The organism is Vibrio profundi (assembly GCF_043642225.1).
Lineage (GTDB): Bacteria > Pseudomonadota > Gammaproteobacteria > Enterobacterales > Vibrionaceae > Vibrio > Vibrio profundi_A.
In genome coordinates, this window is record NZ_JBHZSF010000006.1 from 39,471 (window position 1) to 54,703 (window position 15,233).

Below are 15,233 nucleotides of genomic sequence, written 5' to 3' on the forward strand. Positions count from 1 at the left end.
AGAAGCGTCTATTTACTTGAAAAATAGCCAGTTAAGTCAAGAATTGCGATGTTGATCTATCGACTGTATGAGGAATTGAAGCGAGGGGTATCGCCGTGTTTCAAACGGATAAAGACTAACGCAGCAGAAATGGCATCTTGCAGCGCGTCGTGTTTGTTTGTTTGTTGAGGAAGCCCTAATTGCTTGCAGATTGCATCTAAACTGAGGTCAAAATAGGCGTTGGGTAGACTCTGAACCAGCTTATCGTGATAAAGCTGGCTGACTTCTACCAGTTGATTGGGGAGTGGGAACCCAAGCTGCTTTTGGCAAGCTCGATCTAAGATTTTTTTGTCGTAGCGAATATGGTAGCCGACTAAAGGACGGTTTCCGATGAAGTCTAACAGTTTAAGTAAGGCTTGCTTTTCGTCTATTCCATTCAATAGATCTTTGTGGCGGATACGGTGAATTTTGACGGAGCCCGAGTCTAAGGATTGTGGTGCTCGTAGCCGCACTTCAAAGGGTTGGCTCGTGATGATGCGATTACCTATGATTTTTGTGGCGGCAATGGTAACAAGTTCGGCTCTGTTTGGATCTAGGCTGGTGGTTTCACAATCTAAAGACACGAACTCACTAGAGTGTGGAGCGCAGAACAACGACTGAAAATCGGAACCTTTCAGTTTGTGTTGCCAATAGCGTCGTACCAACCAGTTCATGGCTTGTCCTTAGATGACTCATCATCGCTGTTTTCATTAATGTTGACGGGCTGATTGCTCTGTTAATCGCGAATCTGATAGTGGTAACCGAGCCATTGCTTGAATTTTTTGACTACGTGTAGACTATGCCTGAGCAGATCGCGCTCTGAACGGTCCATCAGTTTGATGTCGAGTTTATTGCTGCTGTTATGTTGAGCCAGTCGCTGGGCCAAACGCCATTTAAAGAACTCTTTTAGGGCTTCACTCAGGTTTTCAGCGGTGCTTTTTTCCAAAACTTTTTTACGCACTAATGCTTGGATTCGGTCGAAGGTGTTTTTTTCGGTAATTTCATATTCCAGGCTTAATGCGCGAATGCCGTGGACTAAAGGAAAAATACCGCCACGTTTGATATCTAAACCAGATTTGGAGCTTTTGACGTTACCAAAGAGTGTCAGCGGTACCGAGAAATTAATCGCGGGGCGACAAAATTCCGTGAGGATAAGTTCTTGCCCTGCCATGAGTTGGCTCAAATGCGACTGAATAGGGTTGAGCAACTTTCGGTTGCCAGCCACGGCATGAGCGTCCGCCATAATTGCTATGTTCATGACTTTTTCAGGTGTCGCAGATTGAACCCAATGTGATAGTTCTTTTTTCCATTCGGCTTGTGTTTTCACCCATTGCGGATTGTTGACCATCACTTTCCCTGGGCAGAGTGGATACCCTAATTGCTGCAAGGTATGGGTAAGGTTATCCATGACGCTGGCGCATTGTTCCCAATGTAAGCCATTTTCTATGATGAGCGCATTATCTTGGTCAGTTTTTAGGATTTGTTCTCCGCGCCCTTCTGAGCCTAATACGATTAAGCAGCAATGCTCGTGCAATGCTGGAGGAACAATAAGTTCAAAGGCCTTCTCAATGATTTGTTCATTGACGGCCGAGATGAGCTCCATGATAAACCGGGTTCGGATACCATTGCTGAGTAAGCTCTCGACGAGTTGCCTCTGTTTATTTGAAGCCAGTGCAAGTTCTTCAACGCTAGTGGCTCTTGCAATACTTAATGTCAGTACGTGAGAGTGAGTCGAAAAAGCGCTGAGGATTTGAGTCATGTCTAGCATGCCAATTGCTTTCTTCCCCTCGACGACCATCACTCGCTTCATTCGATTTCGTGTCATGGTGATCATGGCGTTGAACAGAAAATCATCTTCTTCAACGTGAAAGACAGGAAAGGTCGCAATGTCTTTCACGGGCGTCGTGAGAGGGTGCTCTTCTAACATCACAGCGTGCAGCATATTGGTGCGAGTCACTATTGCGTAAGGATGAGCATTTGGGTTTTGTTGCAATCTTTCATCATCAGGCGACAACTTCACTAATGCAGAATCAATCCCGTTGTCTCTTAGTTGTTGAGTGACTTCATTAATCGGCATCTCGGGAGCGAGGAGCATCGGAGGATGGTAAATACTGCTATCGACCTTTGTCAGAATAAATTCCGCGAGGTTCTTTTGCTCTTTTGCGGCTTCGATAAGTTCTTGCCGACGGGCTAGGTTGCTATCAAAGTACGCTGCAAACTGACCATTCTGGTGGTAAAGGTCGAGAAATACTCGCTTGGGGAGCAGGTAGCTTAGTGTGTCTTCAAGAGCCACGTAATGGTGTTTGACGTGATCTTCTAGCTGTCCGCGTACATCAAAAATATCGTCGTTCGCGTAATGAGCATATATTTCTTCACTCTTAGGTGCTCGCTCTTCTACCGCTCCCTTAATTAAAATATGCAAATGTTCACAGGGTTTGCCTGCTTCGAGTAAGGTTTCTCTCTCGCGGTAATAAGCGACATCCAATGAAGATCGCAGTGTAAGCTGTTGGCTTTCAGACAATCGGTCGAAAGGAGGAGACTGCATATTGAATTTATCAGGCATGGTGATATCGCTAGCAAGGCAAGAGGTACGATAAGTCTGACAAATCCTGCTTGAACCTCCAGACGACTTTAGTCTAATTAATCTGAAGTAAGACAAAGAAATAGGCGCTATGACCTTTTTTCTAATAAGGAAACGGAGTGTCTCCAAATATTCCCTTTTTAACTCAAGGTAAGGTGGGCATAATTCTCTCGCCAATCATCTCAATTTTTAAGCAGGTATTTTGATGCAGCATCCTTCTCCTTATGGCTGGATATCCCAGTACTTCCTCGGGTTCTTTTTTGCCTATGGGGTATACCTACCTTTTTGGGCACTTTGGTTTGAAGACCAAGGTGTTTCTCCTAGTGATATAGGTGTGCTGATTGGCCTCGGTTTTGCAACTCGTTGTGTCGCGAATATCGTGATCACACCGCGTATTCATAAAGTCGAACACTTACTGCCTGCACTTCGTTGGTTGAGTCTCGCGGCTTTAATCTTTATCGGCTTCCACTTTTTCACAGGGGGCGATTTTTGGTTAATGGCATTGGCTACCGTGCTATTTAACTTATGTTGTGGCCCAATTGTTCCGTTATCTGATGCCATGGCAAATTATTACAGCCGTCTAAAGCTGCTTGATTACGGACGAACGCGCCTATGGGGCTCGGTCGCTTTCATTGCTGGTTCTACTGTTGTGGGTTTTTTGGTCGCCGAGTTTGGCACCAGTATGATTTTGTATACGGCTTTGGCGGGCGTGCTGTTTTCGTTAGTGGTTGGTATGCGTAACCCGAATGTGATGCCTGTTACTAAGTCTGAAGAAGTCGCTCCTAGGCCTAAGTTGTCACAACTGTTGCGAGAGTCATCTGTGGTTAAGTTCTTAACTTTAGTTGCGCTAATACAGGGCAGCCACGCCGCCTATTACAGCTTTAGCGCGATTTATTGGAAAGAAGCAGGACATTCAGAAGCGATCATTGGTTACTTGTGGAGCTTAGGGGTTGTCGCTGAAGTGGGCGTGTTTGCATTTAGTAAGCGTTTATTTGCCGGTTGGACGCTGCGTGCTTTGTTTGTTGCAGCCTCTATTGGAGTCATGATGCGCTGGGGAATCACGGCGTCCACTACCGCTATATTCGCTCTGGTCGCTGTTCAGTTACTTCATGGTGTGACGTTCGCCATGGCGCATATCGCTGCGATTCGATACATCCAGTCTCAAGAAGCGAGCAAAATGGTGGCACTACAAGCCCTGTACAATGCGATACCACTGGGCGCTTTTATCGCGTTAATGACGACTTTAAGCGGCTGGGGATACGAGCTTTGGGGAGCCGATGTGTTCTGGGCGATGGCGGCCATGGGTATTTTGGCGCTGTTCGTTAAAGTGGAAACCAAAGGTCACGTAACGGAATTAGAGCCTAAAGCACAGAATTAAACCGTTGTGATTGTGTTCAATATCCATCCTTAGTTAAATAAAACTAAGCATAATGAAAGCCTGCAAATTGCAGGCTTTTTCATAAGGATATGGTGAATGCAAGGTTGGATAGTTGTACCAGTTTCCCTCGCGTATTTAGGGGTACTGTTTCTTATTGCTTGGTATGGTGACAGGCAAACCCGTTGGCTTTCGCGTTGGCGGCCTTGGATTTATAGTTTATCCATTGCGGTTTATTGTACCTCTTGGACGTTTTACGGCACGGTCGGGCAAGCAAGTAACAACCCTTGGTCATTTTTACCTATCTATATTGCGCCCATCTTGGTGTTTACTTTTGGATGGCGAATCCTCGCACGGCTAATTCTGATAGCCAAGCGAGAGCATATTACCTCTATTGCCGATTTTATCGCTGCTCGCTATGGAAAATCTCAAGGGTTGGCAGTGGTGGTCACTCTTATTGCGGTTGCCGGGATCTTGCCTTATATCGCTCTACAACTGCGCGGTATCACCATGGGGTTAGATATCGTAGCGCCTAACTTAGCCGCTGATTTTGGTTATCAGGATTATCACGTGTCTTGGTTTGTCGTGGGTGCACTCGCGATTTTCACCATGCTGTTTGGTACAAGGCATATTGATAATACCGAGCATCACCGTGGCATGATGATGGCGGTTGCTTTTGAATCCATTGTTAAGTTAGTGGCTTTTCTCTGTGTGGGTGTGTTCATTATTTACCTCGCATGGAATCATGAAACCATTGATTTGCTCGATATTGCTGCTGAAACGTATGAATCTCCCAACCTACCGACTTTAGCTATCCACACCGTATTAACCATGCTGGCGATCGTTTGTCTGCCCAGACAGTTCCACACCATGGTCGTGGAAAATGAGCGTCCGCAAGATTTGCATACCGCGCGTTGGCTTTTCCCTGTTTACTTGATCTTAATGGGGCTGTTTGTTCTACCAATAGCATGGGCAGGGCAAGGGCTATTAAGTGGTTCTTCCGCCGACACCTATGTGATCAGTGTGCCGATGGAAGTGGGGGCAAATCATATTGCGCTATTGGCATTTTTAGGTGGTACATCGGCGGCGAGTGGTATGGTTATCGTTTCGACGATCGCGCTCGCGATCATGGTGTCGAATGATCTGGTGATGCCACTTCTATTACGCCGAATGCGGCTAACGCATCGTAACCACCGCCATTTCTCAGGGCTATTGTTGATTATTCGCCGTGGCTTGATTCTGTTGCTACTACTTGGCGCGTGGGGGTTCTATCAAGCATTAGATAGCATTCATTCCTTATCGGCGATTGGATTTCTTTCTTTTGCTGCAATTACCCAATTTGCTCCCGCTTTGATTGGTGGTATGTACTGGCGCTTAGGGAATCGAAAAGGTGTGTATGTTGGCTTGATGTTTGGCTTCTTAATTTGGTTAATCACCTTAATGAGCCAAACGGATATGCTGGCCGGTGATGGCGAGACTAATCCACTCTTATGGATTGTGACGCCTCCAGACTTTTTAAGCAGTTGGAATATTAAGGGTTCCGATTGGGGGATTGTCTTAAGTGTCAGTGTTAACACGTTGTGTTACGTCTTGGTTTCTTTATTGACTCGCTCAAGCTTAAGTGAGCGCTTACAGTCGGCTTCATTCGTTGGCACGCCACTGCCTGAAAGTGAAAATATTAGCTTGTATCAAAGCCGAGTGACTGTGGCGGAATTAGAGATGCTGGCTTCTCGCTTTGTGGGAAGGACTCGAGCCAAAAGCGCTTTTCGAACGTACTGGCAACAGCAAGAAGAAGTGCTATTACCGAACCAGCAAGCGCCAGCGAGCTTAATTCGCCATGCGGAAAGGGTTTTAGCCGGGGTGTTTGGTGCCTCTTCTGCTAAGTTAGTGCTTACTTCTGCTTTGCAAGGCAGAAACATGCAGTTGGAAGAAGTCGCTACCATCGTTGATGAAGCGTCAGAGCTGTATGATTTTAGCCGTGGATTGCTACAAGGTGCAATCGAGCATATTGGTCAGGGTATTGCTGTGATCGATAAACAAATGCGGCTGGTGGCGTGGAACCAACGTTACCTTGAGCTATTCGAGTTCCCTCCTGGGCTTATTCAAGTCGGGCGTCCTATCGCTGATGTGATTCGACATAATGCCGAACAAGGACTTTGTGGCCCGGGTGATCCAGAAGACCATGTACGTCGACGCGTCTTTCATTTAGAGCAAGGTACGCGCCATACCTCTTCTCGAATTCGTCCTGATGGACGCGTTATTGAAGTGCAAGGTAACCCTATGCCGGGCGGCGGATTTGTCATGAGCTTTACGGATATCACGGTATTTAGAGAAGCAGAGCAAGCACTAAAAGAAACCAATGAAAGCTTGGAATTTAGAGTGCATGAACGGACTCAAGAGCTTGAGAAACTAAACCATCGCTTGGTTCGAGCGACGCAAAAATCGGAGCATGAATCTCAGTCAAAAACTCGTTTTTTGGCAGCGGTGAGTCACGACTTAATGCAGCCTCTAAATGCCGCTCGACTATTTGCATCTTCCTTATCGGAAGTGGCTAAAGAACAAGAAGTGAAGCAATTATCTTCTCATATTGAAAGTGCACTTGGGGCGGCAGAGGACTTAATCGGTGACTTGCTTGATATCTCCCGACTGGAGTCTGGGAAATTAGAAGTTAATGTACACGGTTTTGCGATTAATGATGTTTTCTCTAATCTCAATGCTGAGTTTAGTGCGCTAGCGAAACAGCAAGAGATCGATTTTGAAATGATGCCGTCCACCTTGTTTGTTCAGTCGGACCCTAAGCTATTGCGCCGCGTGATTCAGAACTTCTTAACCAACGCTTTCCGCTACAACCCAAAAGGGAAGGTGGTGTTGGGAGCTCGTCGTGTGGCAGGGCAAGTGAGGTTGGATGTGTGGGATAATGGCACCGGGATCGATGAAGATAAACAGCAAGAAATCTTTGAGGAGTTCACTCGCGGCAGTCAGGTACGATCCGATCAAGGATTAGGGTTAGGTCTTGCGATTTCAAAAGGGATTGCTCATGTTCTGGGTCATCAAATATCGATGCGGTCATGGCCGGGAGAAGGCAGCGTTTTTTCCATTACTCTTAATCGCGCAGAGCAAGTCGTCGTTTCTCCTCAGGCAACAGTCGCTGCGCCAAGTGGCGAGCTGGATCACTTGAAAGTGCTGTGTGTGGATAATGAAAGCGAAATTCTTGTAGGCATGGAGAATCTTATCGGTCGCTGGGGGTGTGAAGTGAAAACCGCTCTTGATTTGGTCGAAAGCTTAAAAGCCTTAGATGACGATTGGATTCCGGATGTGATTTTCTCGGATTACCGCTTAGATAATGGAAGAACCGGGCTTGAAGTGTTACAGCAATGTCGCCTGCGCCTTGGGGATAAATTTGAAGGTGTGATCATCAGTGCCGATAGAACAGACGATATGATGTCCGCAATCAAAGGTAACGGTTTTGGGTTTATTGCCAAACCCGTTAAGCCGCTGAAGCTTCGTTCAATCCTCAATCGAGTCGCGTAATTAGTGTTAGTGACGTAAAAAGGCCTCACGTGAGGCCTTTTTCATTGGTACTTTCAGTCGGTTTAATCGGCGATACCACCCTGAGTCAGTTTTGTTGGATCTAGCAGGCGCGCTAATTCTTCGCGGCTCAAGTCTGTTTCTTGCTCTGCGACATCGAGAATTGGACGACCTTCTTTATAGGCTTTTTTCGCGATATCGGCCGCTTTTAAGTAGCCAATCACAGGGTTTAGTGCCGTGACCAAAATAGGGTTCTTTGATAGAGCCAAATCCAAGTTATCTTGGCGGACGTTGAATGTCGCAATGGCTTTGTCAGCTAAAGCGGTAGAGCTATTGGCCAGCAACTCAATGCTTTCAAGCACGTTATGGGCTATAACTGGCAGCATGACATTGAGTTGGAAGTTACCTGATTGACCAGCCACGGTGATGGTGGTGTCATTGCCAATCACCTGCGCTGCCACCATCGCAGCTGCTTCAGGGATCACAGGGTTTACTTTACCTGGCATGATTGAAGAGCCCGGTTGAAGTGCTTGCAGTTCAATTTCACCTAAACCTGCAAGTGGGCCTGAGTTCATCCAGCGAAGATCGTTTGAGATCTTCATGATCGCAACAGCGGCTGTTTTCAATTGGCCAGATAGTGAGACGATCGCATCTTGACTGCTCAAGTTGAAGAAGAAGTTTTCGCTAGCCGTGAAATCGAGTTTGGTTGCTTGTGACAAGCTATCCGCAAACTTAGCCGCAAAGCGAGGATCGGCGTTAATACCGGTGCCGACGGCTGTGCCTCCTTGAGCTAGAGCTTTGACTGCTATTAAGCTGTTTTCGATGCCGTGTTTTGCGTGTTCAATTTGGAATTGCCATCCGCCTAGCTCCTGAGCAAAAGTAATCGGCATCGCATCCATGAGGTGGGTGCGACCAGTTTTCACCACTTCTGCAAGTTCACCTTTCTTAGTCTCTAATGTCTTTGAAAGGTGGTTTAAGGCTGGCAGTAATTGATTTTCGATGGTTAGAGCAACACTGACTTGGATAGCTGTTGGTACCACATCATTACTACTTTGGCCCATGTTTACGTGGTCGTTGGGGCTCACATCACCCCCAAGTCGAGAAGAGGCTAAAGTGGCAATCACTTCATTCGCATTCATATTCGAGCTTGTACCAGAACCGGTCTGATAGACATCAATAGGGAAGTGTTCTAGGTGCTTCCCCTCAATGATTTCTTGGCTGGCATCGCAGATAGCTTCCGCGACATCGCCTTCAAGGTGGCCGAGCTGAGCATTGGTCGTCGCTGCGGCCTGTTTGATAAATGCTAACGCTCGAATAAAGTGGTTCGGCATGCCGTGTGAGCTGAAAGCAAAGTTATCGACAGCGCGCTGAGTTTGAGCTTGGTAGAGCGCATTTACTGGGACTTTTACTTCGCCCATGCTGTCTTTTTCTGTGCGGTATTGTTGAGTCATGTTCTATCCTTTTTAGCCAAGTGGTGCTTGGACTTTTTGTAATGTTTTTTGTAGCGAGATAAAGCGTTTATTCCCTTCTACCTGTTGGCAGTAATGGCGCTTCAAACTAAAGAGTGGTGAGTAGATTGAGTTAAGACATGTCTGTCGAAAGGTAAGTGGACGCCGTGGCGACTCAATGGCTTCAATAAGATGGAAGAATACTTGCCTTAGAAAAAGCTCACATAGCAGTATGTTTTCATGCTCTGCGTGTTTTTCGTAATAGGATGCGAGGGTCAAACCACTGTGGATATACTCTTGAATAATATCCGGTTCAAACCCTTCAGGTACGTCAGGTTGTGAGAAACGATCCTGAGCTTTGTAAAACATTGAATAGAGAATTTGTTGTTCTTCCATAAAAACCTCTCGATAATGTAATGATAATTATTATCAATTGGATTTTTAAAAACAACCTATTTATAAAAAGAAAAAGCCGATGCATTGGCATCGGCTTTTGAGCTTGGTTTCAGTTTAAACCCCTACAATCTAAACTGAATATAGAGCAGTATGATGTGGCTTAGTGCCGACCATATTAGTGATCGTGTGCTTCGCCAGCACCTTTAGGGTAACGAATTGACTCAACCATTTCTTGTACATCTTCAGGTACTTCTGCTGTTACTTTGTTAACTGCGATAGACACTACAAAGTTTAGACACATACCTAGTGTACCGATGCCTTCAGGGCTGATACCGAACCACCAGTTGTCTGGCGTGCTTGCTGCTGGGTTCACGAACTTGAAGTAGATGATGTAACTTGCAGTGAACAAGATACCAGCCAACATACCTGCAATTGCCCCTTCTTTGTTCATCTTCTTGTAGAAGATACCTAAGATAATCGCAGGGAAGAAGGATGCTGCGGCTAAGCCGAAGGCAAACGCTACTACCTGTGCTACGAAGCCTGGTGGGTTAATACCCAAGTAACCTGCACCAATGATAGCGACCATGGCGGCCAGACGAGCGGCTAATAGCTCCTGCTTGTCGGTCATGTTTGGTCTGAAGCCTTTCTTCAGTAAGTCATGCGAAATCGAGGTAGAGATTACTAGCAGTAGACCTGCAGCGGTTGATAGAGCGGCTGCTAGGCCACCGGCTGCTAATAGTGCTACAACCCAGTTTGGAAGTTTCGCCAGTTCTGGAGAGGCCAGTACGATGATGTCACGGTTAATCTTCATCTCGTTGCGTTCGTCGCCCGAGTAGAACATTTTGCCATCGCCGTTCTTATCTTCCCAACCTACTAGGCCAGTGCTTTCCCAGTTTTTGTACCAGCTTGGAGCGTCTGCTGCTGGAACACCTTGCATGTCAGGGCCATTAATCGTTTCAATCATGTTTACACGAGCAAATGCTGCAACACCTGGTGCTGTTGTGTATAGCAATGAGATGAACAGTAGTGCCCAACCTGCAGAGATACGAGCGTCACGTACACGCGGTACAGTGAAGAAACGAATGATTACGTGTGGAAGACCAGCAGTACCCACCATTAGAGCCGCACAGATGAAGAATACATCCACCATGCTCTTATTACCTTCGGTATAGGCGGTAAATCCGAGTTCTTCGGTTAGTCCATCCAATTTGTCTAATAGGTAAACGTCAGTGCCAGAGATTGTTGAACCCATACCGATTTGTGGAAGTGGGTTACCTGTCATCATAATTGATGTGAAAATTGCTGGGACAAGGAAAGCGAAAATGAGGACACAGAATTGAGCTACCTGCGTATAAGTGATGCCTTTCATGCCACCAAGTACTGCGTAGAAGAACACAATACCCATACCAATGATGATGCCTAGGTTGATATCAACTTCTAGGAAACGCGAGAATACGACGCCCACACCACGCATTTGGCCTGCAACGTACGTAAATGATACGAAGATTGCACAGAATACCGCTACCATACGCGCTGTTTTTGAGTAGTAACGTTCACCGATGAAATCAGGAACCGTAAACTGACCAAACTTACGTAGGTAAGGTGCTAAACAGAGTGCAAGTAGTACGTAACCACCGGTCCAACCCATTAGGTAAACGGCACCATCGTAACCAACGAATGAAATAATACCCGCCATAGAAATGAATGACGCTGCCGACATCCAGTCAGCGGCTGTTGCCATACCATTCGCAACTGGGTGTACACCACCGCCTGCTACGTAGAATTCACTGGTTGAGCCCGCGCGAGCCCAGATTGCAATGCCGATATACAGTGCGAATGTAATACCGACGAGAATAAACGTCCAAGTTTGAATATCCATGTTCTAAACCTCTAGTCTTCCTGTACGTTGTATTTTTTGTCTAGCTTGTTCATGCGAGACACGTAAACAAAGATTAGGGCTACGAAGGTGTAAATCGAACCTTGTTGAGCGAACCAAAATCCTAGCTTAAAGCCACCAAATTGAATGGTATTGAGGGCATCAACAAATAAGATGCCTGCGCCGTAAGAAACTACGAACCAGACGGCTAGCAGTGTTCCCATAATTCCCAAGTTTTCCTTCCAGTAGGCTTGAGCATGTTCTGTAGATTCGAACGCCATGGCCTTCTCCTTTATTTCATTCCGTAGAAAGATGTTGTGTTAACGTAATGTTACGATTTGAAAGATAGCAAGGTTAAGTCAAGGGATCTGTGCAACTTTAGTCGGCACGAAAAAAGCAAGAAATGCCTTTAAAATGGGCTTTTATATAAAATATGAATGAAAACTGTGATGTTAATTTGTTGTTAAATTAGCCAAAGGTCTAACGTTGGAGTTGAATTTAACTTCGACTATGCGCGAAAAAACGTTTTAAACAGTGAATTTGTTGAAAGGGAGACGTTAAAACAAGGAGGAGTACATGAGAAAAGAGGTTCTAGGTAAGCCTAACTTACCTAGATAAATGGAAATTATAAGTAGAAATCTTTGATGCCAAGTAACAGGTTGTTCACTGCAACGGCAGCCAGTATTAGGCCCATGACGCGGCTAATTATCGCGGCACCGACATTACCGATGAGTTTGTGAATCGTTGTAGCGCCGAGCAGGAGCAGTAAAGTAATCACCAGTACTGCAAGCATTACCCCAGCAGTGATGCTCTGATCCACCAAAGAGAATCGATGGTTGTCGGTTAGCATCACAATCGCCATCATCGCCCCTGGTGATGCAATGGATGGAATCGCGAGTGGATAGACCGCTAGATCCGCCAGTTGAGAATGACTGACTTCCTCAGAGAGCTTTTGCTCTTGCTCAGGTTTGCTCTCACCAAAAATCATGGTTAATGCAAACAGAAGTAGGACTAACCCGCCGGCAGCTTGGAATGCTGGCAATGGAATTTGCATTGCTTCGAGTAGTAGCTGTCCCGCGATAAGGAAAAACAGTAGCACCCCAGCAGAAATCGCGACGGCTTTGAGTGCAACTAAGCGTCTTTGTTTCACGGTTAAGCTTTGGGTTTGGGATAGGTAGACGGGCACGGATCCGATAGGGTCAATGACGGCCCATAATACGACGAATTGAGTAATGATGATGCTAAGCAAAAGGTAAAGCCTCCCAGAGTTGGTTACAGAGGGATAAAAGGCCGCCGGAAGGCAGCCTTGATATTATAGCGTCTACTATTCCTTTTAAGTCATCACAATGTGAGGACTCTCAAGTAAAGGGGATTAACTTTCTGGTTCCATCTGTTGTAACAAGATCACCGCTTGAGTGCGATTTTTTACATCTAACTTACGGAAAATTGCGGTCATATGCGCTTTGATGGTGGCTTCAGAAACATTGAGTTCATAAGCGATTTGCTTGTTTAATAAGCCATCAGACAACATGCCTAATACCTTGTACTGCTGCGGAGTAAGAGTCGCAATCTTCTCGGCTAAATCAGTACAAGCAGCATTATTGGTTATGAGACCTTCAGGGAAGAACGGGTCGCCGTCCAGCACTTGGTTGAGCGCGCTGATTAACTCGCGCATGTCGCTCGATTTTGGAATGAAGCCGAATGCGCCATGGCTTTTAACTTGCGTCACCACACTGGCATCTTCACTGGCAGAAATCACCACAATCGGTAAATCTGGGTATTCAGCTCGCAGTTGGATTAACCCTGACATGCCGTTCGCGCCGGGCATCTTTAGATCTAACAGCAAAAGATCCGGTTCATCTTCTTTTTTTAATAGGCTAAGTAGAGCATCAAGAGAGTCGGCTTCTAACAAGTTCGCGCCACTGATCGCCATATGTACCGACTGGAAGAGTGCATTACGAAAAAGAGGGTGATCATCAGCGATGATAATGGTGTAGGTCGAATCCATGACTGTATACACTTCTGGAGATGAAATTGTTTTTATTATTGTCTTGATTGCTTATCTGGACAATCTCTAAGCACTAAAAGTCTGAACTCAATCGACTTTTGCACCGTTCTGATTAAGTCCATTTCATTAGTGTCATAAAAAAGCCGCACAATGTCGTGCGGCTTATTTGATTACAGTTGATGACCATTGATGTGGCTTAAGAACTTCTCGGCATTCATAAAGCCAGTCACCCTTGCATTCGGAACATGCTGACCGGATGCATCCCAAAATTCGATGGTTGGGAGCCCTAACACTTTCAATTGAGAGAGTAATTCGATGTCTTGTGGCTGGTTACGAGTGACGTCCGCTTGCAATAATACAAAGCCTTTAAGCTTCGCTTCGACATCGGTTTGATGGAATGTGTATTTTTCAAACTCCTTACACGCGACGCACCAGTCGGCATAGAAATCGAGCATGACGGGTTTCCCAAGTTTTTTCGCGAGAACTAATTGCTCCTCGAGTTCTTGAACATTGCTTACGCGAGTGAAAGAAACTTGAGTTTGCGTGACCGCCGGTGATTGAGCAGCGAAATAGTAATTGAGTGCTGGCTGTGCTGAAGCAAAGAGCCCTAGCATCGCGATAATGCCAACTGTACTTTGCTTCCAACCACCAAAACGTAATGCGTTTTTGCTGTGATATAGCCAGCCGAATGCAACAAACCCAAGCGCAGACCATAATACGGTCGACCAAAGTTCTGGCAAGATACGTTCTAGTAAGAAGATCGGTGCAGCCAACAGAATGAAGCCGAAGACGATTTTGACTTTATCCATCCAGCTTCCTGCTTTAGGCAGCAATTTGTTACCAAAGACCGCAACTAAAATCAGTGGAATGCCCATGCCCATTGCAAGTGCATAAAGCGCAATGCCACCCGTCACTAAATCACCACTTTGCGCGACATATAATAGCGCGCCAGAAAGTGGTGCAGTGGTGCATGGCGAGCACACTAAGCCGGAGATTGCACCCATCGCAAATACGCCAGCGCTATTGCCCCCTTTTTGCTTATTCGAGAGGTTGTTGAGCCAAGTTTGTGCGCTGCTAGGTAACTGTAGGCTGTAAAGGCCAAACATCGACATTGCCAGCGCAACGAATAGCAGGCTCAAGCCAATCAATACGTAAGGGTGCTGCATCGCTGCTTGAAATTGCATACCAGCTGACGCGACCACTAAGCCTAATAAGGTATAGGTGAGCGCCATGCCCTGAACATAAATGAACGATAGCCCTAATGCTCGGCGTTGGTTGAGCTTACCACCGCCAAGCACGATTCCTGTGAGGATTGGGTACATAGGCAATACACAAGGCGTGAACGCTAGGCCAACCCCAAGCGCTAAAAATAGGAAGGGTGTCCACCAACTGTCACCAAGCTTATCCGCAAGGTTACTTTCTTGAGTAACCGCTGTAGCTGATTGAACTGGTGCGGGCTGAACTGTGCTTTCAGGAGCCTTGGCGGTTTGAACGGCAGGTGTTCCAGATGGGCTTACAGTATCAAACGGTTGTAAGTCGATAACGCGCGTTTCTGGCGGATAACAAAAGCCCGCTTTGGCACAACCTTGGTATTGCACAATCAGTTTTGCGCCATCTTGATAGTCAGACAGTGGAACTTCTACGAACAGTGGCTGAGTGTAAATATTAACTTTACCGAAAAACTCATCTTGGTAAGGCTGACCTTCTTCCATCACCACATCGCCGACCACCGCATTTTCTGCACTAAACGACATCCGGCTTTGGTACAGGTAATAGTCTTCTTTTACCTGCCAATCGAGCAGGACCGTATTGCCTTGTTGGTAGTGATTGAAAGGAAAGGCTTGATCGACAGGGACAAAGGTATTGCTGCTATTACCTAGTGTAAGGCCCTGAGCGTTTTTACCAAACAGGGCAAAAGCAGGGTTTGAAAGGGTCAAAAGACCAATCACAAGAAATGAAATGACTGCGCGCATAAGGGAGTTCGACAAAATTAAGTTGAGAGT

At 46.1% G+C, this 15,233-nt stretch carries 11 protein-coding genes; 2 read left to right on the forward strand and 9 right to left on the reverse strand.

Annotation, left to right across the window (positions count from 1 at the left end):
- Positions 1 to 56: 56 nt before the first annotated feature.
- Both ACHUFI_RS11195 and ACHUFI_RS11200 read right to left on the reverse strand, forming a co-directional pair.
- The gene (locus ACHUFI_RS11195) at positions 57 to 692 is read right to left on the reverse strand and encodes a 3'-5' exonuclease (protein WP_394249127.1); all 636 of its coding nucleotides are present in this window, start codon (positions 690 to 692) and stop codon (positions 57 to 59) included.
- Positions 693 to 754: 62 nt separating this feature from the next.
- On the reverse strand, positions 755 to 2,587 hold the full coding sequence (locus ACHUFI_RS11200) for a DUF294 nucleotidyltransferase-like domain-containing protein (protein WP_394249472.1): 1,833 nt from the start codon (positions 2,585 to 2,587) through the stop codon (positions 755 to 757).
- A 217-nt stretch (positions 2,588 to 2,804) separates the two neighbouring features.
- On the opposite strand from ACHUFI_RS11200, the gene ACHUFI_RS11205 reads away from it, so the two are divergent.
- Together ACHUFI_RS11205 and ACHUFI_RS11210 are read left to right on the forward strand one after the other, a co-directional pair.
- On the forward strand, positions 2,805 to 3,977 hold the full coding sequence (locus ACHUFI_RS11205) for a 3-phenylpropionate MFS transporter (RefSeq protein WP_394249129.1): 1,173 nt from the start codon (positions 2,805 to 2,807) through the stop codon (positions 3,975 to 3,977).
- A 96-nt stretch (positions 3,978 to 4,073) separates the two neighbouring features.
- On the forward strand, positions 4,074 to 7,505 hold the full coding sequence (locus ACHUFI_RS11210) for a hybrid sensor histidine kinase/response regulator (RefSeq protein WP_394249131.1): 3,432 nt from the start codon (positions 4,074 to 4,076) through the stop codon (positions 7,503 to 7,505).
- 62 nt (positions 7,506 to 7,567) lie between these two features.
- On the opposite strand, the gene ACHUFI_RS11215 is transcribed toward ACHUFI_RS11210, so the two are convergent.
- From ACHUFI_RS11215 to ACHUFI_RS11245, 7 genes are all read right to left on the reverse strand, one after another.
- On the reverse strand, positions 7,568 to 8,953 hold the full coding sequence (locus ACHUFI_RS11215; protein ID WP_394249133.1) for a class II fumarate hydratase: 1,386 nt from the start codon (positions 8,951 to 8,953) through the stop codon (positions 7,568 to 7,570).
- 12 nt (positions 8,954 to 8,965) lie between these two features.
- Positions 8,966 to 9,346 (reverse strand): hypothetical protein, encoded by a 381-nt coding sequence (locus tag ACHUFI_RS11220; protein ID WP_394249135.1) that lies wholly within the window; start codon positions 9,344 to 9,346, stop codon positions 8,966 to 8,968.
- 175 nt (positions 9,347 to 9,521) lie between these two features.
- A complete protein-coding gene (locus tag ACHUFI_RS11225) occupies positions 9,522 to 11,225 on the reverse strand; it encodes a sodium:solute symporter family protein (RefSeq protein WP_394249137.1) in 1,704 nt (567 codons plus the stop codon).
- Positions 11,226 to 11,236: 11 nt separating this feature from the next.
- A complete protein-coding gene (locus ACHUFI_RS11230) occupies positions 11,237 to 11,503 on the reverse strand; it encodes a DUF4212 domain-containing protein (RefSeq protein WP_137358519.1) in 267 nt (88 codons plus the stop codon).
- Between the two features lie 344 nt (positions 11,504 to 11,847).
- Positions 11,848 to 12,471, reverse strand: a complete 624-nt coding sequence (locus tag ACHUFI_RS11235; RefSeq protein ID WP_394249139.1) for a MarC family protein — start codon at positions 12,469 to 12,471, stop codon at positions 11,848 to 11,850.
- Positions 12,472 to 12,594: 123 nt separating this feature from the next.
- On the reverse strand, positions 12,595 to 13,230 hold the full coding sequence (locus ACHUFI_RS11240; protein ID WP_394249141.1) for a response regulator: 636 nt from the start codon (positions 13,228 to 13,230) through the stop codon (positions 12,595 to 12,597).
- 170 nt (positions 13,231 to 13,400) lie between these two features.
- Positions 13,401 to 15,203: a protein-disulfide reductase DsbD gene (locus tag ACHUFI_RS11245; RefSeq protein WP_394249143.1), complete on the reverse strand. Its 1,803-nt coding sequence runs from the start codon at positions 15,201 to 15,203 to the stop codon at positions 13,401 to 13,403.
- Between the last annotated feature and the right edge of the window lie 30 nt (positions 15,204 to 15,233).